This window comes from Aliarcobacter thereius LMG 24486 (assembly GCF_004214815.1).
Taxonomy (GTDB): domain Bacteria; phylum Campylobacterota; class Campylobacteria; order Campylobacterales; family Arcobacteraceae; genus Aliarcobacter; species Aliarcobacter thereius.
The window spans coordinates 673016-696237 of sequence record NZ_CP035926.1; the positions used below are offsets into that span (position 1 = coordinate 673016).

Consider the following 23222-nt stretch of genomic DNA (forward strand, 5'->3'; position numbering starts at 1 on the left):
TACTCCTTTTCTTTTCTAATAAGTTGATTTAGAGTAGATAATGAATTGATTAGCTAGAGATTCAAGTTCTTTACTAATTTTAGCTTGTAAAGAAGAATCTTCAATATTATCTAAAACATCACAAATTTTATTTGCAATAAACTCAAACTCTTTCTCTTTCATTCCACGAGCAGTTAATGCTGGACTACCAATTCTAATACCTGAAGTTACAAATGGGCTTCTTGTTTCTCCTGGAACTGTATTTTTATTTACAGTAATTCCAGCATTACCTAAAGCAGCATCTGCATCTTTACCTGAGAAAGGTTTATTTAAAAATGATACTAAAACCAAGTGATTATCTGTTCCATCACTTACTATATCATATCCTCTTTTAATAAGAACATCAGCTAATACTTTAGCATTTGCTTTTACTTGTTTTGCATAATCTTTCCATTTTGGATCTAAAACTTCTTTAAATGCAACAGCTTTTGCAGCAATTACATGCATAAGTGGTCCACCTTGAAGTCCTGGGAATATTGCACTATTTACTTTTTTAGCAATATCTTCATCATTTGTCATAATAACTCCACCTCTTGGTCCTCTTAGAGTTTTATGAGTTGTTGTTGTTACAACATCAGCATAAGGAAATGGACTCATATGCTCACCTGCTGCAACTAATCCAGCAATATGTGCAATATCAGCAAATAAAATAGCACCAACTTTATTTGCTACTTCTTTAAATCTTTTAAAATCAATCTCTCTTGCATAAGCACTTGCTCCACATACAATTATTTTTGGCATAACAGTTTTTGCAATCTCTTCTAATTTATCATAATTGATTCTTCCATCAAGTTCAACTCCATAATAAAATGCTGAGTAGTTTTGACCAGAAAAACTTGGTTTACTTCCATGAGTTAAATGCCCACCATGAGATAAATCCATTCCTAAAATTCTATCTCCTGCTTTAAGTAATGCTGCATAAACTGCACCATTTGCTTGAGATCCACTATGTGGTTGAACATTTGCAAATTTACAATCAAATATTTTACAAACTCTATCAATAGCTAATTGTTCAACTTTATCAGCTTGTTCACACCCACCATAATATCTTTTATATGGATAACCCTCTGCATATTTGTTTGTAAAAACTGAACCCATTACTTGCATTACTGCTGGACTTGTAAAATTCTCACTTGCTATCATCTCTAGATGATTCGTCTGTCTTACTAGCTCAGCCTCTACTATATCAAATACCTCTTTATCAGCTATCTCTAAACTATCGCTTGTTATGTACTTCATATCTTTTCCTTAAAGTAATTTTATTTTGAAATACTACTAAAAATCAAATAAGATAACAATCCAAAAATTGCTATACCTAATCTTCTATAATTTCATCATCAATAGATTGTTTCTTTTCTTTAAAAATCGCACTTGCAATAATCTCTAAATAAAAACTTGAATAGTTCTCTTTATTTGCAAAATCAACAGATTTTATAATATCTGCAAAGCTTATCTCAATTGCCTCTTCTATTGATTTTCCAAATTTACAATCAAAAAACCATGTATTAAAGCTTTCAGGTAGTTTTTTACTTTTTTCTCTTTTTATATATTTTCTAATCTCATTTTTTATGCTATCAACTTGTCTATCTCTTGTTTTATTAACTACATCTATTAAAAATTGTTTTTTCATTTTCTGTCCTTTTTTTTGAAAAATGATTATACCAATATTATAAGATAATTCTGATATAATCTAAGCTATTTTTTAGCTAAAGAGAAAAATTGAAAATTAAAATACCAGAAAATATAAAACATTTGGATACAAAAGAGATAAAAGAGAATCTTTTTCATTATTCATATGATAATAAGAATTTAAAATCACTAATTAAAAAAGATATTTCAAAAGATGATTTGTCTTATATAACAGCTTATAGTAGTTTCAAAGGTGAGATTTATGAAAATATCATTTATGAACTATTATTAAAATATGCACAAAACTGTGAAGATATTGAGAGTTTTATTTTAAAAGGACCATATCAAGCAAAAGAGAATGTATATTTAAAAAGTGGACTTTTAATTAGTAAAACTTCACAAATAGTATTTAAATCAGCATATAAAGATATAAGTGAATTTGATGCAATATTTTTTACAAAAGATAAACTATATTTTGTGGAGATGAGTACATCTAAAAAAACATCAAATTTAAATAAAAGATTAGCAAAAAAACAAGCTTTATTAAAATTGATTTTCCCATTTTTAGAGATAAATGCTTTAATAGTTCTTACAAAAGGTTCTTCAGGACTTAAAAACTTTCCATCTTATGCAACAATTTGGCTAACTGATGATTTGGAAGATGAAGAGTTAATAAACAAGATAATTTTTGCAAAAAAAGTTAAAAATGATTTACAAACATTAGAAGTTCCAAATATTAAAAAATTCACTGAAGCTTTCAGAATAAAGTATAAGAAGTTTGCATATTTTCCTACTTTACAATGGATTTTAGAGAGTAGTAGAAAAAATCCGAAATTTGTTGTAGATTTAAGATTTTTTAGAAATCCTAAAATGGATCTATATTTTGATATTTATACAAAATTATATATTGGATATTTAAGTAAAGATGATTTTAAAAGGCTTTATAGCGAATTTGATATGGATTTAGTTGATGATAAAGTAATTGTAACTTTAGAAAAAATAAATCAAAATGAGATAGATATCGTTTATTATGCAAAATTAAAAAATAGAAAACTATTTAGAATAAGATTAGAAGAAATTGTAAGCATAAAAGAGAAAGAACAAGATGGTTTTACAAATGCAGAAGTGAGATTTTTTTCAAAAGTTTTTGAAGAGAAACATATTTTAAAGTTTGATGATATAAAGCACATATTAAAACATATATCTATGATTGGATTTAAAAAATGACATTACTATTTTTATATCTGTTTTTGGCACTATTTTTTTCTACTCTTTGTTCTATTCTTGAAGCAACTGTTCTTTCATCAACTCCATCATATATAGAAAGTATGGATGAAGATAATTACAGTAAAAAGAGTATAAAGCTTGTAAAAAATATGAAAGATGATATTGATAAATCAATCTCTTCTATTTTGACTCTAAATACTTTTGCACATACAATGGGAGCAGCAGGAGTTGGAGCTCAAGCTGCAATTGTATTTGGTGATAAATGGCAAAGTTTGGTTGCATTTATTCTTACTTTATTGGTTTTATATATAACTGAGATTTATCCAAAAACATATGCTGCTTTGTATTGGAAAAAGTTTTTAGTTCCAACAGCGTATATAATCTCATTTTTAATAAAAGTGACATATCCATTTATTTGGTTTGGAACAAAGATTACAAATTATATTAAAAAAGATAAAAAAGATGAAGCTAGTTTTTCAAAAGATGAGATAATTGCTTTAGTTAATTTAAGTGAAAAAGAGGGAACTATTCAATCAAAAGAGAGTAGTTTTATTGAAAATTTATTTAAATTAAAAAGTATAAGAACAGAAGATATAATGACTCCAAGAAGTGTTGTTTTTGCACTATCTACAAAGACAACAGTCAAAGAAGCATTAGAAGATGATAAATTATATATTCATACAAGAATTCCAGTTTATTGTGAAACGATTGATAATATTGTAGGAATTGTATTTGCACAAACTATTTTAGAACAAAGAATAAAAAAGAATAAGAATAAGAGACTAGAAGAGATTATGATACCTGTTCATAAAGTTGCAGAAGATACAGAAGTTTCTAGCCTTATTGACTCATTTTTAAGAAAAAAATCACACCTTTTTGTAGTGCAAGATAGTTATGGACAAACAAGTGGAATAGTTACTTTAGAAGATACAATTGAAACTTTATTGGGAGTTGAAATAGTAGATGAGAAAGATAAATTTGAAGATATGCAAGAGTTTGCTAAACAAAAATTAAAATCAGAACATAATGATAATTAGATTAGTAGCTATTATTGTTCTTCTAATATTTTCATATACAGAATCAAAAAAATTTATTCAAAAAAAAGCAGTTGAATTAAAAAGAGAAAATATAAGAAAAGAGTTGATTCTAAAAACAGGTGATATTATAGTAAAAAAAGAGGATAACCCTCAAAGTGAATTCTTAAGTCAAATTGATGAATCAAAATTTAGTGATATTGGAGTAGTTTTAAAAATCGATTCACAATATTATGTTGCAAATTATGATTTAAAAGAAACTGGTGAATTATTAGAAATAGTAGCTCTAAAAAAATATGTATATTTTGCTACAAATTTATCTGTATATAGATATGAAAAGCAAATTGATGATTCAAAGCTTTTTACATATTTAGAAGAGATTAAAAATAGCAAGATTAAATATGATTATTTTTGGAATTTAGACAGTAAAGAACTATATAATACAAAATTTATAAACTCTATATTTCAAAATCTTTATGATGAAAATTTATATAAATATATATATAACTTTTATGGTTTAAATATAATAAGTATAAAAAGTATTTTAGAAAATGAGAAATTAAATAAGCAGTTTGAACTAGATTTTACAGATCTTGAAAGATTAATATTTTAGAAACTTTAATAGTTTCTAAAATAATTACCAAGAGATAGCAGCTCCACTTGCTCCCATAATCTCTTTGGCATCTTCACTCATCATATGAGGTTCCCAAACAGGTTCAAATACTAAATTAACTTTTGTTTCATCAACTTCATCAACAGCCATAGATACATATCTAACTTGTTCAAGTAAACTATCAGCAACAGGACAAGCAGGACTTGTAAGAGTCATCTCTATCTCACAAAATAGATAGTTATCTCTCTCTTCTAGTTCTATACTATAAATTAAACCTAAATTATAGATATCCACAGGTATTTCAGGATCATAAACTTTTTTTATATTCTCTATGATTTTCTCTTTTATCTCTTCTTTATTAAAAATATTACTCATTTTATTTCCTTAACTTTTTAAAGCATACTCTTTTATTTTTTTAATCATTCCAATTACTCCACTTTGTCTATTTGGAGTAATCACTTCGCTAAGACCTAACTCTTTTACAACATCCATATCAATTTGTTTTAACTCATCTATTGTTGAATTTGAGAAAATACTTAAAATAATATATACTAAACCTTTTACAATAATAGCATCACTTGTTCCATAAAAAAACAGTTTATTCTCTTTTTGTTCACAAATTAACCAAACTTGTGAAGTACAACCATGAACTAAATTTTCAGGAATTTTATAACTATCTTCAAAATCTGGAAGTTTTTTACCCAAATCAATAATATATTCATATTTTGCTAACTCTTCTTCAAAAAAATCTAAATCTTCTTTAATATCCTCAATTCTTTGTTTAATACTCATTATTTTAATCCTTTAACATACTTAAAGCTCGTTTTAAAGCTACAATTAATTTATCAATATCTTCAAAATCATTGTAAAAAGCTAAACTAACTCTAATTGTTCCTTTTATATTTAATTTATTCATTATTGGCATTGCACAATGATGACCAACTCTTAGAGCAATTCCCATTTTATCAAGTAAAATAGAGATATCATCATGCATAATTCCTTTGAAGTTAAAACTTCTACTTCCATTACAGTTTTTTATATCATTATAAAAAATAATATCAGGAAGTTTTTTTAACTCATCATTTAAATAAATTAAAAGCTCATCTTTTCTTTTTTTAATATTTTCATAAGTAATGTTTTCTATATAATTTAAAGACTCTTTAAAAGCTATAACTCCAGCAATATTTTGAGTTCCTGCTTCAAATTTATATGGACTTGATAAAAAGCTTGTACCTTTTTCAAAATCAACTGTATGAATAGATGCCCCACCTGTAATATAAGGCTCAACTTCATCAAAGAACTTCTCTTTTATATAAATAGCTCCAACTCCTGTTGGACCAAAAGTTTTATGTGCAGAAATTGCAAAAAAATCACAATTTATATCTTGAACATCTATTTTGAAACTACTTAAACTTTGAGCTCCATCTATTAAAACTACACTTTGATATTTGTGAGCCAAAGATACAATTCTTTTAATATCATAAACTACACCAAAAGCATTTGTAACATGAGCAACACTTACAAAAGAGTTTGGATTTTCTTTTAAAAGTTCTTCAAAATGATTGTAATCAAAGTCTAAATTTGAATCACAATTTACAACTAGAAGACCATTTCCTAAAGTTCTATTTTGCATATGCCAAGGAACAATATTTGCATGATGTTCAAGGCTAGAGATTATTACCGTTTTAAATTTTTTTGCAAATGAAGAAGCTATGAAATTTATACTTTGTGTAACACCACTTGTAAAAATAATCTCCTCTTTTTTATTTGCATTTATAAATTTCTGTAAAACTTCTCTTGTTTTCTCAAATTCTGTTGTAGCAATTGCTGCATCTCCAAATCCACTTCTATGAGTATTTGAACAATATTCATTGTAATATTTTAAAGTAGAATCAATTACACTTTTTGGTTTTTGAGTTGTTGCTCCATTATCTAGATAAACTGTTTTTGACTTACTAAAAAATGGAAAATCTTTTTTATACATCTATATAAAACTCTCTTTTTTATAGTTTTCTACAAACTCTTGTAATTTTTCATCTTTTAAATTATCTTTAATTGAACTTTCAAATGCTTCAAGTAAAATTTTATAAGCTTCATCTTTTTTTATTCCTCTTGATTGAAGATAATATAATTGATCTTTATCTAAAGTTCCTGTTGTTGTTCCATGACTTGCTTCAAGTTCATCAATGAATATTTCTAAAAATGGTTGAGCAAAAACAACTGCATCATTACTTAATAAAATTGAGTTACAATTTTGGAAAGCTTTCGAATAAAGTCCTGTTTCTGTAACTATTGATTTGATTTTTACAACAGCTCTTGAATTATCAAGTAAAGAGTTTTTATAGTTTATATTACTTCTTGAATTTTCATTATTATGAGTTGTTCTTACAAGAGTTGAAGTGTTTGCTTTATCTCTTAGCTTATTTAAACCATTTAGTTCATAGTTTACATTTAAAGAATCAATTTTATTTTCAAAACTATTTACAATAAATCCATCACCTAATTCAAAGTTTGAAATTTCTAAATTTGATTTATCATTTTGAATAGATTTACAAGCAAAAACTAAAGAGTTTGAGCTTGAAATATCTTGATTTTTTATATATTCCAAAGATGCATTTTTACCAAGTTTTATAACTCTATTTGCAAAAACTGCTGAATCCTTAGATGAAGAGACAAAAACTTCAATAATAGAGGCTTTTACTCCATCTTTAATCTCTATTAAAAGATTATTTGAGAATAAAGTCGAATTCTCTTTTAAGCTATTTATTAAAATAATTGGTTCAAGAGTATCTTTTTCTATTTTTAGAATTTTTTGATTTTTATCTAAACTATTTGTAATATAAAAAAGCTTTGATTCATAATTTTCTTTATCTTCTTGGTTTAAAAAAGAGATATTTGAATCTGTTTTAAAATCTAAAATCTTTTTATCTTTAAAATCAAAATCAAATAGATTTGAGAAGTCAATTTTTAAAAACTCTTCCTCTTTCTTATGAGGTAAATTATTGTTTAAATTAATTATCTGCATTGTTTATTCCTAATGCTTCAAACCCTTTCTCATCAAGTTCTAAAGCTAAGTTATAATCTCCTGTTTTAGCAATCTTTCCATTACTTAAAATATGTACAAAATCAGGTTTTATAAGTTCTAAAAGTCTATCATAGTGAGTAATCATAAGAATTGATTTTTTCCCATCAAGCATAGAATTTATAACATTTGCAACAATTTTAATTGCATCAACATCAAGACCACTATCAATTTCATCAAGCATTATTAAATCAGGATTTAGCATTAAAAGTTGAATTAGTTCATTTCTCTTTTTTTCTCCACCACTAAAACCATCGTTTAAATCTCTTTGTAAAAGTTTTCTATCAATATCATATTTATTTGTTTCTTCTTTTACAAGTTTTAAAAATTGCATTGCATCAAGCTCTTCTTTACCTTCATAAGCTCTTTTTGCATTCATAGCAGTTCTTAAAAAATAGCTATTGTTTACTCCAGAAACTTCAACAGGACTTTGAAAACTCATGAAAATTCCCTCATTTGCTCTATCTGCTGCATCCATTTCTAATAAATCTTTATTTTTAAATGTAATCTTTCCACCATTTACTTCACAGTCATAGTGTGCTGCTAAAGTTTTAACTAAAGTTGATTTTCCAGCTCCATTCACACCCATTAAAACATGAACTTCACCTGGATTTATCTCTAGGTTTAAACCTTTTAAAATTTCATTATTATTTATACTTACTTTTAAATCTTCAATTTTTAATAACATCTATTATCCTTAAAAAATTTTCCATCTTTTGGAAATTTATATAATATAACACTTTTATAAAAAGTGATAAAACTTTATAAAAAGCAATTTATTACTTCTTATTTAACCAACACTTCCTTCTAAAGAGATACTTAACAACTCTTTTGCTTCAGCAGCAAATTCCATTGGTAACTCTTTTAAAACCTCTTTACAAAAACCATTTACAATCATAGCAATAGCATCTTCTTCATCTATTCCTCTTTGATTAAGATAAAAAAGTTGTTCATCAGAAATTTTTGAAGTTGTTGCTTCATGTTCAATATTTGCACTACTATTTCTTATTTCATGATAAGGATAAGTATGTGCTTGGCATTTGTGACCAATCAACAAAGAATCACATTCAGATATATTTCTTGCATTATCAGCATTTTTTCCAACTCTTACAAGTCCTCGATAAGCATTTATACCTTTCATAGCAGATATACCTTTTGAGATAATTGTAGATTTTGTATTTTTACCTAAATGAATCATTTTTGTACCAGTATCAGCTTGTTGAGCTCTTGAAGTAATAGCAACAGAGTAAAACTCTCCAACACTATTATCTCCTTGTAAAACACATGAAGGATATTTCCAAGTAATACTTGAACCAGTTTCAACTTGTGTCCAAGATACTTTTGAATTATCACCTTTACATAAAGCTCTTTTTGTAACAAAGTTAAGTATTCCACCTTTTCCTTCATCATCACCTGGGAACCAGTTTTGAATAGTTGAATATTTTATATGTCCATTTTCAAGTGCAACTAACTCAACAACTGCTGCGTGAAGTTGTCTATCATCTCTACTAGGAGCAGAACAACCTTCATTATAAGATACATAAGAACCTTCATCACAAATGATTAATGTTCTTTCAAACTGACCTGTATTTAAAGCATTTATTCTAAAATAAGTAGAAAGTTCCATTGGACATCTTGTGTTTTTTGGAATATATACAAAACTTCCATCTGTAAAAACTGCACTATTTAAAGCAGCAAAATAGTTATCCGTTACAGGAACTACACTTGCTAAATAGGTTTTTACTAAATCAGGGAATCTGTGAGCAGCTTCACTAATAGAACAAAATATAATTCCTAACTTTTCAAGTTCATCTTGATATGTAGTTTTTATTGAAACTGAATCAAATACTGCATCAACAGCAACACCTGCAAGCATTTTTTGCTCTTCAAGTGGAATTCCTAATTTTTCATAAGTTTTTAATATCTCTGGATCTACTTCATCCAAAGAACCAAGTGCTTTTTTTGGTGCTGAATAGTAAGCATAATCTTGATAATCTATTTTTGAATATTTTAAAAATGTCCAATCTGGCTCTTCCATTTTAAGCCATTTTTCATAAGCTTTTAGTCTAAAATCTAATAAAAATTCTGGTTCTTCTTTTTTTGCACTAATAGCTCTTATTACATCTTCATTTAAACCTTTTTCAAAAGTATCACTTTGAACTAATGTTTCAAAGCCTAGTTTGTAATCAGTGTTTATAATGTCATGTATTTGTTGGTTATCACTCATGACTTCTCCATAAAAAATTTATTTTAAATAGGACAAGTTTTATCCTAATTGGAATAATATCAAAATAAGTATATAATGTAAAGGCATAAATACTAATAAAGCAAATAAGTATTTGTTAATTCTATAAATAAACACCTTTACTATGGCATATTAAAATTAAGATAAATATTATCCTATTTTAAATAAAATATGGGAATTTTAATAAGTATATAAAAAATGGAAAAATAATGAAAGAATATTCAAAAAAGATAAATGAAAGAGTAGACAATCCAAAACACTTTGGAGAGATTAGTAAAATTGAAGCAGAAGCTTTGGGTTGTAAATTAGTTGTAGTTGATTATGAAGGAAATGCTAATGATACTATTAGAGTCTATTTTGCAATAACAAAAGATAGAAATGTTTTTACAGCAAAGTTTAAATCATTTTCAAGTGGATTAATAGTTGCTTTAAATGATATGATGATAGAACTTTGTATTGGAAAAAGTATAGAAAAAGTTTCAAGTATGTTTAAAACAGATGTTGAATTCGCATTAAGAGATGAGCCACAAATTCCAGCATTAAGTATTGAAGAGTTACATAATAGTTTTTTAAATTTTGTAATATTAAAAAAAGTTGCACTAAAATTTGATGAAAGAAATATGGAAGACTTTGCCGATGATTATATCATTTGTGAATGTGCAAGAGTAAATTTAAAAACAATTAAAGATGCAATAAAAGAGTTTAATCTTAAAACTATTGAAGAAATAGGTGAGAAAACAAAAGCAGGAATATTTTGTAAATCATGTAGAAACGAAGGTGGATTGGAAGAAAAAGAGATCTATTTAAGTGATATTTTAGAACAAACACTAAAAGAATTAGATAACAGTCAAGCTCCTTCTTATATGAATAGCTCTTTTAATGATATGACAAAAGAACAAAAACTTGAACTTATAGAAGATGTTTTGGATGATGATATAAGACCAATGCTTATTATGGATGGTGGAAATATGGAGATATTAGATTTGGTTGAATCAAAACCACATTATGATCTATATATTAGATATTTAGGAGCATGTAGTGGATGTAGTGCAGGTAGTATGGGAACATTATATGCTATTGAATCAATTCTACAAAATAAAGTAGATGAAAATTTAAGAGTATTACCAATTTAACGAATTTTTTGATAATATAACTAAAAAATAAGAAGGGGATATTTATGTTTGCTATATATAATAATGGAACAGTTGGTTTTAGAAGTACGAGTGATAATCTGTATGACTTAAAAAATATTGAACAAATAGAACCTATTAGATTTAGTCCAAAAGAGGGTTTTATACATGATTATACAGAAGATCAAGAGAGAAAAAAGCAAGAGTTTATAAACTCTTATAGAAAAATGGCAGAAATTGATACTCTTGAACCTGTATATAAAATCAAAGATATTATGACAGAAGATGTATTTCATGCATCATTAAATACCACAGTTGAAGATATTTACTATTTTATAAATGATAAAAGAGTATCTTCAATACCTATTACAGATTTTGGTAAAAAAATAGTTGGGATTATTGATAAAAAAGTTATTTTAAACCTTATTATGAAACATATTGATGATATAGAATCTACTTTAAAGAAGACAATGAATGATATTTATATACCAGAAGTTTTAACAGCTGATCCAGAAGCAGATGTTAGAAAAGTTGTTCAGGTTATGTTGGATTTGAGATTAGATGCTGTTCCAATAGTTGATGACAATGATATATTAGTTGGAATAGTTTCGAAAACAGATATATTAAAAGCAGTTGCAAATTTACCAAAGCTGCAGTTATGGAGCTAATTAAATAAGCTAATTAGCTTATTTAATATTTAAAGTTGATTTCCATCATCAAAAAATATTTTATTTCTACCAGCTCTTTTTGCATCATATAAAAGAGAATCAGCTTTCTCGTGAGCTTTATCTAGTGAATCATATTTACTTCTAAAAGAGACTCCAGCTGAAAAAGTTATATTTATTTTACTGTTTTTATATACAAAAGTGCTATTTAAGAAAGCATTTTTTACTCTTTTTATATATCTGCTTATTTCAATTTTATCCATAAAATTAATCAAAGCAACAAACTCTTCTCCACCATAACGAGCTATTACATCTTCTTTTCTTGTAAGATTTTTTATAATACTTGCAAAAGATTTTAAGATTTCATCTCCACAAGAGTGACCATATTTATCATTTATTTTTTTGAAATGATCTATATCAAAAAATATTATTGCATAGTTTGTATTAAATAAATAGTACTGTTTTTCCATTTTCTTAATTTCACTATCATAAGCTCTTCTATTATAAACATTTGTTAGAAAATCATATAAATACTCTTCTTTTGCAATTTTTAATTCATTCTCTAAATCTTGTATTTGTCTATTTAAAAGTTTTACTTTATCAATATTTGTAGATAATATTTTATTACTTTCAAGTAAAGAGCTTTCCATCTTTTCAATACTATTAATAAGCTTTTTCTGAACAATAAGAATCTCTCTTTTAGATGAATCTGATATATCCAAAGTTACTAAATCATCTTTTATTTTCTTAATGTCTTCTTGTTGATTTGTACTATCTTGTAATGTTTTATCATAGTATCTACTCATTAAAGATGTAAGTTTTATGATATCTTGTGTTTTATCTCTTAAAACTAACCTATCTTTTTCAACTCTTAATTTTGCAAATTTTTTAATTTGATGTAGAGATTCATTTTTTAATGCATCTTTTGGATTCTTTAATAAATAAAGGATAAAGTCTTCTACTTCATAAGTAATATCATAATTGATTGAAGGAGCTAAAGTATCACTAAAAGTTTCAATAAGTTTCTTTAAATCATCATTTGAAGTTCTATTTGATAGTATTTTTAGCATACCAAAAATAGAGTTTTTATGTAAACTCTTTTTTTCATCTTTTGTTAAGCTAAATAGACTATTTTCAAATATCTCTATTTCTTTAAAATACTCTTCACCATCTTTTACTTGATTTAAAAACTCAAGAAAATAATTTTCAGGAGTTGCTGCAAGTCTTTTGTCTTTTAAACCTTCTAATGTATTCTTTGTAATCTCTTTTATATCCAACATTTGTTTAGCCTTAAGTTTCATAAGTAAAATTATATCACTTATGATATAATAAATAGTTAATTAAATAGATAAAGAAGAGAGAAATGAAACAAAGTACTCAGATTTTAAAAAATACAAATGCACAAATTTTAGATGAATTTAATGCTTCTATAATGTTTGACAAAGAACTTTATTCTCAAGATATAAAAGGTTCAATAGCTCATTCAAAAATGTTAGCTTTACAAAATATTATAACAAATGATGAACAGCTTGAGATAGAAAAAGGTCTTTTACAAGTATTAAAAGAGATAGAAAAAGGAGAATTTAAATTTTCACTCGAATTTGAAGATATTCATATGGCAGTTGAAAGTAGGCTTATTGAGATTATTGGTGATTCTGGAAAAAGAGTTCATACAGCAAGAAGTAGAAATGATCAAGTTTGTACAGATTTCACTCTTTATGTACAAGAGAAAACAGTAAGTATAAAAAAACAGATTAAAACTCTTATTGAAACTTTTGTTGAACTTGCAAATAAGCATACAGATACTTTAATGCCAGGAATGACACATCTACAACATGCACAACCAATTAGCTTTGGTTTTCATATGATGGCATATGCAAATATGTTTAAAAGAGATTTTGAAAGATTTAAATCTTCTTATGAAAGAAACAATTTCTCTCCTCTTGGAAGTGCAGCACTTGCTGGAACTCCACACAATATTGATAGGTTTAAAACAGCTGAATTACTAGGATTTACTGCTCCAACACAAAATGCTATGGATAGTGTTTCAAATAGAGATTTTGCTTTAGAGATATTATTTAATATTTCTACTTGTATGATGCATATAAGTAGAATTTCAGAAGAGCTTATTTTATGGTCATCTTATGAGTTTGGTTTTGTTAAAATGAGCGATATGTATGCAACTACTAGTTCAATAATGCCACAAAAGAAAAATCCTGACGTTCCTGAATTATTAAGAGGAAAAACAGGTCGTGTGTATGGAAACTTAATATCTTTACTCACAGTTATGAAATCTCTTCCACTTGCATATAATAAAGATACACAAGAAGATAAAGAGGGAGTTTTTGATTCAGTTTCTACTATTGAAATATCATTAAGTATTTTAAATGAAGTAATTAAAACTATGATAATAAATAAAGAAAAAATGATAGAAGCTTGTAAAGTAGGGCATTTAACAGCAACAGATTTAGCTGATTATTTAGTTTCTAAACAAAATATTCCTTTTAGAACAGCTTATTATATTACAAAAGAAGTTGTAGCTTTTGCAAATGCTTTAAATAAAGATATTAGTGAATTAAATATAGATGAAATTAGAAAATCATCAAAAGATTTAGAAAATGTTAATGAGGATATAGTTTCTTATCTTAATTTAGAAAATTCTATGAATAGTAGAAACTCTTTTGGGGGTACTTCTACAAAACAAACAAAACTAGCTATTGAAACTTTTCAAGATTGGTTAAAAAATATTTAAAATAAAAAAGCCCAAATATTAAATTTGGGCTTTAAATAAAATAGAAAATAAAGATTATCTAATTAAAAACTTATTTGTAAGATTATATAAACTATTTATATCTGTTTTACCTACAAAAGCTTCAATTCCGATTCTATCCATTTTTCCTTTTACAGCATCTGTTGTCATTGATGAGTTTACAATAACTGGAATGTGAGAATATTTAGAGTTACTTTTTATAAAAGAAGCTACTTGATAACCATCAGTTCCAGGCATCTCAATATCTGTTAATATCATACCAATTTTTGATGCATCTATCTCTTCAATTCTATCAAGTAAATCACCACCATTTGGATATATTTCATAATCAACTTCTATTTGAGTGAAGAATTTATGTAGAACTTCTCTAGCTACTGCTGAATCTTCAGCTGCAAGAATTTTTTTACTAGAACTAATTTTATTTTCTACATATTTCTTAATATCTCTTCCACCATCATCAGTCCACTTGATATCTCTTAAAAGTTGCTCAGCATTAAAAACAGTACAAAGCTCTTCTTTATTGTTTACTTTTACATAAGTTGTATAAGTAATTTTACTATTTGTTTCTTCTGTATGTCTTAGCTCTTGAGTAGTTTTTTCTACAATATCTAGCATGTCTTTAACTAAAAAACCTATTTTTTTATGATTAAATTCACAAAAAATAATTAGTTTATATTCATGCGTTTCAAAAGGTTTTAACCCTAACCAAGCATCAAGATTTATTAAAGTTACAGGTTCTCCTCTAATTGTTGCTATCCCTGCTATAACATTTGTTTCTTTTGGAGTATCGTTGATTTTCACTTCATCTGTAATTATAAAAGCTTTAACTTTTGCTATATTTATTGCATAAATATTATTATGACCAGTGTAAAAAACTGCTAATTGTTGAACATTTCGAAGATGTCCTTGTGTCATTTGTTCAACACTACCACCAATACCGCTCATGTAAATCCTTTTTTTAGAATATTGATTATTATATAAGTAATTAACTTTGAATATCTTTAACTAAACTTAATTTTCTTATAATCTTTTGTACCGTAACAGAGGCTATCATTAAACCAAAACTAGCTGTTACTCCTTCAAAACTTCCTTTATCTATGCAAAGTGGAACTTCAGTTGAATATATTACTTTAAACTTCTTTTTGAATCCTTGCTTTTTTAATTCATCTCTTACTTTTTTAATAAATTTATCATTATAGCTATCCCAAATAGAACCATAAGTTATCTTAAGAGGATCCATTCTTTTTGCTCCACCACCTGTACTTATAACTTTTGTAAAATGTTTTTTTATTAAGTGTATTTTTGGTTTTACATCATCTATTGCATCTAAAATATAATCAAATGATGAGAAGTCAAAATTATCTATCCATTCAGGAGTTATTTTTACACAAATTGGAGTAACATTTGGATATCTTTCTTTCATAACATCAACTTTTATTCTTCCAATATTTCCATGACTTCCTAATTGTCTATTTTGATTTGAAGGTTCATAAGTGTCAAAATCAACTATTGTTATGTTTGTTATTCCAGAGTTGTATAAAGCATCAAGGGCAAAACTTCCAATTCCTCCAACACCAAAAAGAATTATTTTTGTATCTTGAAATTTTTTTAAAGCTTCTTCACCAAAAAGCATATTAATTCTACTATATTGCATGTTTTAAATCTTCTTTACAAATTTTTGGTTATTATAACACAAAATATTTATTGGAGAAATTATGGATAAAGAACCAATGACACTAGCTGGTTATAATAAAGTAACAGCAGAGTTAGATTATTTAAAAAATAAAGAGAGACCTGAAACAGTAATTGCACTAGATGAAGCAAGGCAATTAGGTGATTTAAAAGAGAATGCTGAATATCACAGTGCAAAAGAGAAATTAAAGTTTATAGATGTTCAAATGGCTGAAATAAGCAATATTATATCAAAAGCAGTAATAGTAAATCCAGAAGTTCTTCCTCATGATAGAGTGAGTTTTGGTTCAACAGTTTCATTAATAGATGTAGAAACAGATGAAGAGTTTACTTATACAATAGTTGGTGGAGTTGAATCAAATGTAGAGAAAGGTTTTATATCTTTTAACTCACCTTTAGCAAAACAATTAATGGGAAAAGTTGAAGGTGATGAGTTTACAGCTAAACTTCCAGGTGGAGAAAAAGTATTTGAAGTTTTTGCAATATTTTATAAAGAGATAGAGATATAGTTTGAGTTTTGTATTAAAAGATAATGCTATTTTTATAGCAGATTCGCACTATAATATAAATAATCCAGAGTTTAAAGAAATTTTAAATAAATTAGAACAAAATGAAATTGAGTTTAGTCAGATATTTTTTTTAGGGGATAATTTTGATTTTATTTCAGGTGAGTCAAAATATTTTATAAAACAAAATAAAGAGTTGATAAATATTATAAATAGCTTATCTTTAAAATATGAAATCTTTTATTTAGAAGGAAATCATGATTATAATTTACAAAAGCTTTTTCCCAAAGTAAAAGTTTTTAAAAGGGAAGAACAAGCTTTAGTATTAAAATATAAAGATAAAACTATTGCTATTTCTCATGGTGATAATTTTACATCTTGGGATTATAATTTATATTGTAAGATTATAAGAAATAGCTATTTATTATATTTTCTAAATTTTATAGATATAAATAATTTTATCTCAAAAAGAATTGAAAAAGCTCTTCTTAAAAAGAATATTTGTCATAAAATGGATGATTTTGAGAGTTTAGCTAGAAAAAGAGTAAAAAACTATAAAGAAGATATTATTATAGAAGGACATTTCCATCAAGGAAAAAGTTTTGTAATTGGAAATCAAGAATATATAAATATTCCATCTCTTTATTGTCAAAAAGATTTTACAAGATTTAAGGATGGAAGATTTATTATTGAGAGTTTGAAGGATTAGAATTTGGCAAAATTTGAAGTTGTAAGTGATTATTCTCCAAATGGAGATCAGCCAAAAGCAATTGAAGCACTTAGCTCTAGTATAGAAGCAGGAAATAAATATAATACGCTTTTAGGAGTTACTGGAAGTGGTAAAACTTATACTATTGCTAAGGTTATAGAAAAAGTTCAGAAACCAACTTTAATAATGACTCATAACAAAACTTTAGCAGCTCAGCTTTATAGTGAATTTAAACAGTTTTTTCCAAATAATCATGTTGAGTATTTTATCTCTTATTATGATTATTATCAACCAGAAGCTTATATTCCAAGATCTGATCTGTTTATAGAAAAAGATAGCTCTATAAATGAAGAGTTGGAAAGATTAAGACTTAGTACAACAGCTTCACTACTGTCTTTTGATGATGTAATTGTAATAGCTTCAGTATCAGCAAACTATGGATTAGGAAATCCAAGTGAATATAAAGCTATGGTTCAGAGAATTGAAGTAGGGTTTGAATATAGCCAAAGAGAGTTTTTATTAAAACTAATAGAGATGGGATATAAAAGAAATGATAGCTTTTTTGATAGATCAGATTTTAGAGTAAATGGAGATGTAATAGATATATTTCCAGCTTATTATGAGGATGAATTTATAAGAGTTGAATTTTTTGGTGATGAAGTTGAAAGTATTACAAAGCATGAGTATTTGACAAATGAAAAAATAGAAGATTTGAAAGAAGTAATAATATATTCAGTTAATCCTTTTGTTGTAACAAAAGATAATTTAAGTAGAGCAGTTAAACAAATAGAAGATGAATTGGAAGATAGATTAAACTACTATAAACAAGAAGATAAACTTGTAGAACATCAAAGACTTAAACAAAGAGTTGAATTTGATTTAGAGATGATTGAAGCTACTGGAATGTGTAAAGGTATTGAAAATTATGCAAGACATTTAACAGGATTAAAACCAGAAGAGACTCCATATTCATTGCTTGATTATTTTTCTCAAATGGATAAAGATTTTTTACTTGTAGTTGATGAATCACATGTCTCTTTAAGTCAGTTTAGAGGAATGCATGCAGCTGATAGAAGTAGAAAAGAGGTTTTAGTTGAGTATGGTTTTAGATTACCAAGTGCATTGGATAATAGACCTCTTAAGTTTGATGAGTTTATAAATAAAGCTCCAAATTATATTTTCGTAAGTGCAACACCAAATGAACTTGAAATAGAATTAAGTGCAACCGTTGCTGAGCAAATAATTAGACCAACAGGATTACTTGACCCAATAATAGATATTGTTGATAGTGAATTCCAAGTAGAAAAACTCCATGATGAGATAAAAAAAGTAGTAGCAAAGAATCAAAGAGTTTTAGTAACAGTTCTTACAAAGAAAATGGCAGAAGAACTTGCAAAATATTATGCTGATTTAGGGATAAAAGTAAAATATATGCATAGTGAAATAGATGCAATACAGAGAAATCAAATAATAAGAGAGTTAAGGCTTGGTACATTTGATGTATTAATTGGAATTAATCTTCTAAGAGAAGGACTTGATATTCCAGAAACTTCTCTAGTAGCAATACTTGATGCAGATAAAGAAGGTTTTTTAAGAAGTAAAACTTCACTAATACAAACAATAGGAAGAGCTGCTAGAAATGAGAATGGAAGAGTAATTCTTTTTGCAAAGAAAATTACAGCTTCTATGCAGTTTGCAATTGATGAAACAAATAGAAGAAGAAAACTTCAAGAAGAGCATAATATTAAATTTAATATTACTCCAAAATCTACAACAAGAAAGCTAGATGAAAGTCTTAGACTAGAAGAGTATGATACAGTTGCACTTAAGAAACAAAGGCTTGAAAAAATGCCAGCAAGTGAAAGAAAGAAGATTTTAATAGAGTTAAATAAGCAGATGAAAAAAGCAGCAAGTGATTTGAACTTTGAAGAAGCAATAAGATTAAGAGATGAAATTGCAAAATATAAAGATATGTAAATAAAAAGCTAAAAGAGAAGATAGTGAAAGATATTAATAAATTAAAAAAAGATTTTAGTAAAGCTTTAGAAGAGAATAATAAAGAAGAGTTAAATAGTATATTTTTTAAACTTGTAGAAAAATATGAAGATATTGAAAATAGCCAAAAAGAGATTATTTTTAAAATGGGTGCAATAGGAGAGAATAGAACAAAGGATACAGGAAATCATATAAAAAGAGTTGCTGAGTTTTCTAAACTTTTAGCAAGTTTATATGGACTAAGTGAAGAAGAATCAGAACTTCTAAAATTGGTTTCTCCTATGCATGATATAGGAAAAGTATCTATTCCTGATAATATATTAAATAAACCAGGAAAATTAAATGATGAAGAGTTTGAACTTATGAAAACTCATACAAGAATTGGATTTGATATATTAAATGATATAGATAAACCACTTTTTAATTTGGCAAAAACTATTGCATATGAGCACCATGAAAGATGGGAAGGTGGTGGATATCCAAGAGGAATAAGTAAAGAAGATATTCATATATTTTCAAGAATTACTACTGTTGCAGATGTATTTGATGTATTAGGAAGTCAAAGATCTTATAAATCAAAATGGGAAGATGATAAGATATTTGAGTTTATGAAAAAAGAGAGTGGTAAATTATTTGAACCAAAACTTATAGAACTTCTTATAAATAATAAAGATAAATTTTTAGAAATTAGAAAAGAATTAGAAGATTAGGATAATTATAAAATAATATTACAATGATACTTTTTGTAATAAATTAAGAATATTTGAATAAAAAACTATAAAGTAAGATTAACTTAATAAATTATAAGTTAGGCTTTAATTCAAAATAATTCCTAAATAGTGTTAAATGGTGGAGAAATATGCTAGAAGATGAGAGGTCTACTATTCTAATAGTAGATGACAAAAATACAAATATACTAATTTTAAATAATATATTAAAAGATGATTACAAAATAGAAGAGGCTAGAACTAAAGAAGAAGCATTAAAGAAGATTAAAATAAATGATATCGATTTAGTTTTAATTGATGTTCAAATGAGAGATGAAATAGCTTATGAATTATGTAAAAAGATAAAAGAAGAACCAAAAACAAAAAGAATTCCTATAATTTTTTTATCATCAAAAAATAGTGAAGATGATGAAGAATTTGGTTTAAATCTTGGAGCTATTGATTACATAATTCAACCATATAGCAAGGTTATATTAAAAGCTAGGATAAGAAATCAAATTGTCTTAAAAGAGCAAACAGAACTTTTGGAAAAATTATCAATGTATGATGCTCTTACAAATATTAAAAATAGAAGATATTTTGATGAGGTTTTTAAACAAGCATATAGTGATATAAAAAGAGAAAATACAAATTTAGCTCTTATGATGATAGATATAGATTTTTTTAAATTATATAATGATAATTATGGTCATGGAAAAGGTGATGAAGCTTTAAGAAAAGTTGCAAAAATTTTAGAAAAGAGTTTAAACAGAGCTAATGATTTAGTTGCAAGATATGGTGGGGAAGAGTTTGTTGTACTATTAAAGAGTATAGATTTAGCAGGATTAGAACATATTTCAAACATATTAGTAGAAGCTGTTAGAAATGAAAATATAGAACATGAGTTTTCAAAAGTATCACAAAATATTACTATAAGTTTAGGTGCAGTTTTATATGAATCAGATAGAAAACTAGATGCTTTAGAGATTATGAAACTTGCTGATGAAGCTCTATATGAAGCAAAAAATAGTGGTAGAAATAAATCTATTGTAAAAGTTCTTTAAAGGTTAAAAAATATGAATAAAATTTTGTCAAAAACAAGAAATCTTATACTAATACTTATTGTACTATCTTTTTTTATATTATCATTCTTACTTTTTGATATTTATGAATCACATAAAAAAGATAAAGATTTCTTTAAAATTATAATATTGCTTTTAGTACCAATATTATATATCTATATTTTGTATATCTTTAAAAGAATTTACGATATAGCAAATTTTCATTTAAAAGAGAGTACAAAAATATTTAATTCACAAAAAAATATTTTGCTAATAACAGATGGAAAAGAGATAAATGATGCAAATAGAGCTTTTTTGGATTATTTTTCATATAAAACTTTGGAAGGTTTTAAAAAAGATTATAAATGTATTTGTGATCATTTTATTGAAGAAAAAGGATATCTAAGTGCAGAAATGGGAACAGATAGTTGGGCTAAATATGTATATTTAAATCCAAATGATAATTTAGCAAAAATTAAAAGAGATAATAAAATACATATTTTTAAGGTATTTGTTCAGAAAATAGAAGAGAGTAAAGATATAGAAAATACAAAACTTGTAGTTACTTTAGAAGATATTTCAAATGAACTTGCAATAAATAAAGAGTTAAGAGAACAAAAAACAATATTACAAAATTCAAATAATTCAAAAGCACAGTTTTTAGCAAATATTAGCCATGAATTAAGGACACCTTTAAATTCAGTAATTGGATTTTCAAACTTACTATTTGATACAAAGCTTCAAAAAGAGCAATATAATTTATTGAAAAATATAGATAATTCATCAAGAATATTAATAAATACTATTGATGATATATTAAATGTATTAAAAATAGATCAAAAAAACATAGAACTAGAAAATAACTATTTTAGTTTTGATGAGTTGATAAAAAATATAGAAGATATAATTCTAAAATTATCAATAAATAGTAAAAATATTTTTACATTAAATAAAAATATAGATATTTTTTATAAAGTTAAAAGTGATAAGGCAAGAATTCTTCAATTGCTAACTATCCTACTATCAAACTCTTATAAATTTACTCAAAATGGTAATATAGAATTAGAAATTAGATTATTAAATGAAATAGATAAAAATATTGAAGTTTTATTTAGTGTAAAAGATACAGGAATAGGAATAGATAAAGAGCATATAAATAGTATCTTTAATGAATTTTTTAAAGTAGATATTTTAAATCATAAAGATTATTCAGGAACAGGTTTAGGATTAGCAATTGCACAAAATATTGCAAATGCATTTAATACAAAAATTGAAGTAGAGAGTGAAACAGATAAAGGAAGTGTTTTTAGTTTCTCTTTATCTCTTGAAAAAATAAAAGAAGAGAAAAAAAATAGTTATAACTATCCAATTTTTGAAGATATAAATATTTTAGTTGTAGATGATAATAAAGCTAATTGTGAACTTTCTAAAAAGATATTAGAGAAATCAAATGTAAATGTAACAATAGCATATAGTGGAGAAGAAGCCTTAGAAATTTTTAAAAAATCTAAAGATAAATTTGATTTAATTTTTATGGATATTTTAATGCCAGGATTAAATGGTTTTGATACAACATTAAAAATAAGAGAATTTGATTCAAATATTCCAATTATTGCTCTTACAGCATCAACTTCAATAATTGATAAAGAGTTAGCAAATGAAATAAAAATGGATGATTTTTTGTCAAAACCAGTAGAACCAAAAACTCTATTTGAAACAATTTTTAAATATATAAATAAAGTAAGAACTAATGAAATAGATTATAAAAGTGCAAAGACAAACCTTATAAATGATATTCTAAATATTGAAGTATTAAGAGCAAAACTATCAAATAATGATCTTGTAATTGATATTTTAAGAAGTTTTATAGAAGAGATAAATAGCTATTTTATAAATATTATTGAAGAACTTATTAAAAATGATGAAGAATCGAGAAATATGCTTTATAGTTTAAAGGGAATGAGTGGAAATATTGGTGCAAATGCTTTATATAATGCTTGTATAAGAATAGAAAATAAATACAAAAGAGATATTAATCCAGAATTTGAAGATATAAAACTTTTAAAAGATGAGATAGAAAATATTAAAAATGAGTTGAAATATTTAGATGATTTATAA

At 25.8% G+C, this 23222-nt stretch carries 23 protein-coding genes; 12 read left to right on the forward strand and 11 right to left on the reverse strand.

The genetic code is table 11. From position 1 onward, the window contains the following. Positions 1-15: 15 nt before the first annotated feature. Both ATH_RS03565 and ATH_RS03570 read right to left on the reverse strand, forming a co-directional pair. Complete coding sequence (locus ATH_RS03565; RefSeq protein WP_066390547.1) at positions 16-1278, reverse strand: serine hydroxymethyltransferase; 1263 nt, start codon at positions 1276-1278, stop codon at positions 16-18. Between the two features lie 76 nt (positions 1279-1354). Then, a complete protein-coding gene (locus tag ATH_RS03570) occupies positions 1355-1669 on the reverse strand; it encodes a DUF6172 family protein (protein ID WP_066183299.1) in 315 nt (104 codons plus the stop codon). Between the two features lie 89 nt (positions 1670-1758). On the opposite strand from ATH_RS03570, the gene ATH_RS03575 reads away from it, so the two are divergent. Genes ATH_RS03575 through ATH_RS03585 form a run of 3 tightly spaced genes read left to right on the forward strand, consistent with a single transcriptional unit; the run spans position 1759 to position 4542 of the window. Continuing rightward, positions 1759-2895, forward strand: coding sequence for a hypothetical protein (locus ATH_RS03575; protein WP_066183340.1), 1137 nt, complete (start codon positions 1759-1761; stop codon positions 2893-2895). Further along, the gene (locus ATH_RS03580) at positions 2892-3932 is read left to right on the forward strand and encodes a CNNM domain-containing protein (RefSeq protein WP_066183343.1); all 1041 of its coding nucleotides are present in this window, start codon (positions 2892-2894) and stop codon (positions 3930-3932) included. The genes ATH_RS03575 and ATH_RS03580 overlap by 4 nt, the downstream gene beginning before the upstream one ends. Then, entirely contained in the window at positions 3922-4542 is a 621-nt protein-coding gene (locus tag ATH_RS03585; protein ID WP_066183346.1) for a hypothetical protein, read from the forward strand. The genes ATH_RS03580 and ATH_RS03585 overlap by 11 nt, the downstream gene beginning before the upstream one ends. A gap of 24 nt (positions 4543-4566) precedes the next feature. Here the strand turns inward: ATH_RS03585 and ATH_RS03590 are convergent, their stop codons facing one another. The 6 genes from ATH_RS03590 to sufB form a co-directional block, all read right to left on the reverse strand. After that, positions 4567-4917 carry a metal-sulfur cluster assembly factor gene (locus ATH_RS03590; RefSeq protein ID WP_066183348.1) on the reverse strand — a complete coding sequence of 117 codons (351 nt, stop codon included), beginning with the start codon at positions 4915-4917 and terminating at the stop codon, positions 4567-4569. Positions 4918-4926: 9 nt separating this feature from the next. After that, positions 4927-5334 carry a SufE family protein gene (locus ATH_RS03595; protein ID WP_066183351.1) on the reverse strand — a complete coding sequence of 136 codons (408 nt, stop codon included), beginning with the start codon at positions 5332-5334 and terminating at the stop codon, positions 4927-4929. A gap of 4 nt (positions 5335-5338) precedes the next feature. Then, on the reverse strand, positions 5339-6526 hold the full coding sequence (locus tag ATH_RS03600) for an aminotransferase class V-fold PLP-dependent enzyme (RefSeq protein WP_066183354.1): 1188 nt from the start codon (positions 6524-6526) through the stop codon (positions 5339-5341). Continuing rightward, on the reverse strand, positions 6527-7567 hold the full coding sequence (locus ATH_RS03605; RefSeq protein ID WP_066183357.1) for a SufD family Fe-S cluster assembly protein: 1041 nt from the start codon (positions 7565-7567) through the stop codon (positions 6527-6529). Beyond that, the gene (sufC, locus tag ATH_RS03610) at positions 7554-8312 is read right to left on the reverse strand and encodes a Fe-S cluster assembly ATPase SufC (RefSeq protein ID WP_066183360.1); all 759 of its coding nucleotides are present in this window, start codon (positions 8310-8312) and stop codon (positions 7554-7556) included. The genes ATH_RS03605 and sufC overlap by 14 nt, the downstream gene beginning before the upstream one ends. A gap of 102 nt (positions 8313-8414) precedes the next feature. Continuing rightward, positions 8415-9851 (reverse strand): Fe-S cluster assembly protein SufB, encoded by a 1437-nt coding sequence (gene sufB / locus ATH_RS03615; RefSeq protein ID WP_066183363.1) that lies wholly within the window; start codon positions 9849-9851, stop codon positions 8415-8417. A 227-nt stretch (positions 9852-10078) separates the two neighbouring features. On the opposite strand from sufB, the gene ATH_RS03620 reads away from it, so the two are divergent. Together ATH_RS03620 and ATH_RS03625 are read left to right on the forward strand one after the other, a co-directional pair. Next, a complete protein-coding gene (locus tag ATH_RS03620) occupies positions 10079-11002 on the forward strand; it encodes a NifU family protein (protein WP_066183366.1) in 924 nt (307 codons plus the stop codon). A 44-nt stretch (positions 11003-11046) separates the two neighbouring features. Then, positions 11047-11667 carry a CBS domain-containing protein gene (locus tag ATH_RS03625; RefSeq protein WP_066183369.1) on the forward strand — a complete coding sequence of 207 codons (621 nt, stop codon included), beginning with the start codon at positions 11047-11049 and terminating at the stop codon, positions 11665-11667. Positions 11668-11696: 29 nt separating this feature from the next. On the opposite strand, the gene ATH_RS03630 is transcribed toward ATH_RS03625, so the two are convergent. Next, positions 11697-12965: a GGDEF domain-containing protein gene (locus tag ATH_RS03630; protein WP_170167567.1), complete on the reverse strand. Its 1269-nt coding sequence runs from the start codon at positions 12963-12965 to the stop codon at positions 11697-11699. A gap of 62 nt (positions 12966-13027) precedes the next feature. Between ATH_RS03630 and argH the strand changes: the two genes are divergently transcribed. Then, positions 13028-14416, forward strand: coding sequence for an argininosuccinate lyase (argH, locus tag ATH_RS03635; protein ID WP_066183373.1), 1389 nt, complete (start codon positions 13028-13030; stop codon positions 14414-14416). Between the two features lie 54 nt (positions 14417-14470). Here argH and ATH_RS03640 read toward each other — a convergent pair whose 3' ends face one another. Both ATH_RS03640 and ATH_RS03645 read right to left on the reverse strand, forming a co-directional pair. After that, positions 14471-15379: a chemotaxis protein CheV gene (locus ATH_RS03640; protein ID WP_066183376.1), complete on the reverse strand. Its 909-nt coding sequence runs from the start codon at positions 15377-15379 to the stop codon at positions 14471-14473. Positions 15380-15419: 40 nt separating this feature from the next. After that, positions 15420-16088, reverse strand: coding sequence for a tRNA threonylcarbamoyladenosine dehydratase (locus ATH_RS03645; RefSeq protein WP_066183378.1), 669 nt, complete (start codon positions 16086-16088; stop codon positions 15420-15422). A 61-nt stretch (positions 16089-16149) separates the two neighbouring features. On the opposite strand from ATH_RS03645, the gene greA reads away from it, so the two are divergent. From greA to ATH_RS03675, 6 genes are all read left to right on the forward strand, one after another. After that, on the forward strand, positions 16150-16635 hold the full coding sequence (gene greA / locus ATH_RS03650; protein ID WP_066183382.1) for a transcription elongation factor GreA: 486 nt from the start codon (positions 16150-16152) through the stop codon (positions 16633-16635). 1 nt (position 16636) lies between these two features. Then, complete coding sequence (locus tag ATH_RS03655; RefSeq protein WP_066183385.1) at positions 16637-17341, forward strand: UDP-2,3-diacylglucosamine diphosphatase; 705 nt, start codon at positions 16637-16639, stop codon at positions 17339-17341. A gap of 3 nt (positions 17342-17344) precedes the next feature. Next, on the forward strand, positions 17345-19318 hold the full coding sequence (gene uvrB, locus ATH_RS03660) for an excinuclease ABC subunit UvrB (protein ID WP_066183388.1): 1974 nt from the start codon (positions 17345-17347) through the stop codon (positions 19316-19318). 23 nt (positions 19319-19341) lie between these two features. Then, entirely contained in the window at positions 19342-20046 is a 705-nt protein-coding gene (locus ATH_RS03665; protein ID WP_066183394.1) for an HD-GYP domain-containing protein, read from the forward strand. Between the two features lie 149 nt (positions 20047-20195). After that, positions 20196-21107 carry a diguanylate cyclase domain-containing protein gene (locus ATH_RS03670; protein ID WP_066183395.1) on the forward strand — a complete coding sequence of 304 codons (912 nt, stop codon included), beginning with the start codon at positions 20196-20198 and terminating at the stop codon, positions 21105-21107. 12 nt (positions 21108-21119) lie between these two features. Continuing rightward, positions 21120-23222: a response regulator gene (locus tag ATH_RS03675; protein WP_066183398.1), complete on the forward strand. Its 2103-nt coding sequence runs from the start codon at positions 21120-21122 to the stop codon at positions 23220-23222.

Coding starts and splice junctions, on each gene's coding strand:
- ATH_RS03565 (WP_066390547.1), bottom strand. CDS start 1,278: ATGAAGTACATAACAAGCGATAGTTTAGAGATAGCTGATAAAGAGGTA.
- ATH_RS03570 (WP_066183299.1), bottom strand. CDS start 1,669: ATGAAAAAACAATTTTTAATAGATGTAGTTAATAAAACAAGAGATAGA.
- ATH_RS03580 (WP_066183343.1), top strand. CDS start 2,892: ATGACATTACTATTTTTATATCTGTTTTTGGCACTATTTTTTTCTACT.
- ATH_RS03585 (WP_066183346.1), top strand. CDS start 3,922: ATGATAATTAGATTAGTAGCTATTATTGTTCTTCTAATATTTTCATAT.
- ATH_RS03590 (WP_066183348.1), bottom strand. CDS start 4,917: ATGAGTAATATTTTTAATAAAGAAGAGATAAAAGAGAAAATCATAGAG.
- ATH_RS03595 (WP_066183351.1), bottom strand. CDS start 5,334: ATGAGTATTAAACAAAGAATTGAGGATATTAAAGAAGATTTAGATTTT.
- ATH_RS03600 (WP_066183354.1), bottom strand. CDS start 6,526: ATGTATAAAAAAGATTTTCCATTTTTTAGTAAGTCAAAAACAGTTTAT.
- ATH_RS03605 (WP_066183357.1), bottom strand. CDS start 7,567: ATGCAGATAATTAATTTAAACAATAATTTACCTCATAAGAAAGAGGAA.
- sufC (WP_066183360.1), bottom strand. CDS start 8,312: ATGTTATTAAAAATTGAAGATTTAAAAGTAAGTATAAATAATAATGAA.
- sufB (WP_066183363.1), bottom strand. CDS start 9,851: ATGAGTGATAACCAACAAATACATGACATTATAAACACTGATTACAAA.
- ATH_RS03620 (WP_066183366.1), top strand. CDS start 10,079: ATGAAAGAATATTCAAAAAAGATAAATGAAAGAGTAGACAATCCAAAA.
- ATH_RS03625 (WP_066183369.1), top strand. CDS start 11,047: ATGTTTGCTATATATAATAATGGAACAGTTGGTTTTAGAAGTACGAGT.
- ATH_RS03630 (WP_170167567.1), bottom strand. CDS start 12,965: ATGAAACTTAAGGCTAAACAAATGTTGGATATAAAAGAGATTACAAAG.
- argH (WP_066183373.1), top strand. CDS start 13,028: ATGAAACAAAGTACTCAGATTTTAAAAAATACAAATGCACAAATTTTA.
- ATH_RS03640 (WP_066183376.1), bottom strand. CDS start 15,379: ATGAGCGGTATTGGTGGTAGTGTTGAACAAATGACACAAGGACATCTT.
- ATH_RS03645 (WP_066183378.1), bottom strand. CDS start 16,088: ATGCAATATAGTAGAATTAATATGCTTTTTGGTGAAGAAGCTTTAAAA.
- greA (WP_066183382.1), top strand. CDS start 16,150: ATGGATAAAGAACCAATGACACTAGCTGGTTATAATAAAGTAACAGCA.
- ATH_RS03670 (WP_066183395.1), top strand. CDS start 20,196: ATGCTAGAAGATGAGAGGTCTACTATTCTAATAGTAGATGACAAAAAT.
- ATH_RS03675 (WP_066183398.1), top strand. CDS start 21,120: ATGAATAAAATTTTGTCAAAAACAAGAAATCTTATACTAATACTTATT.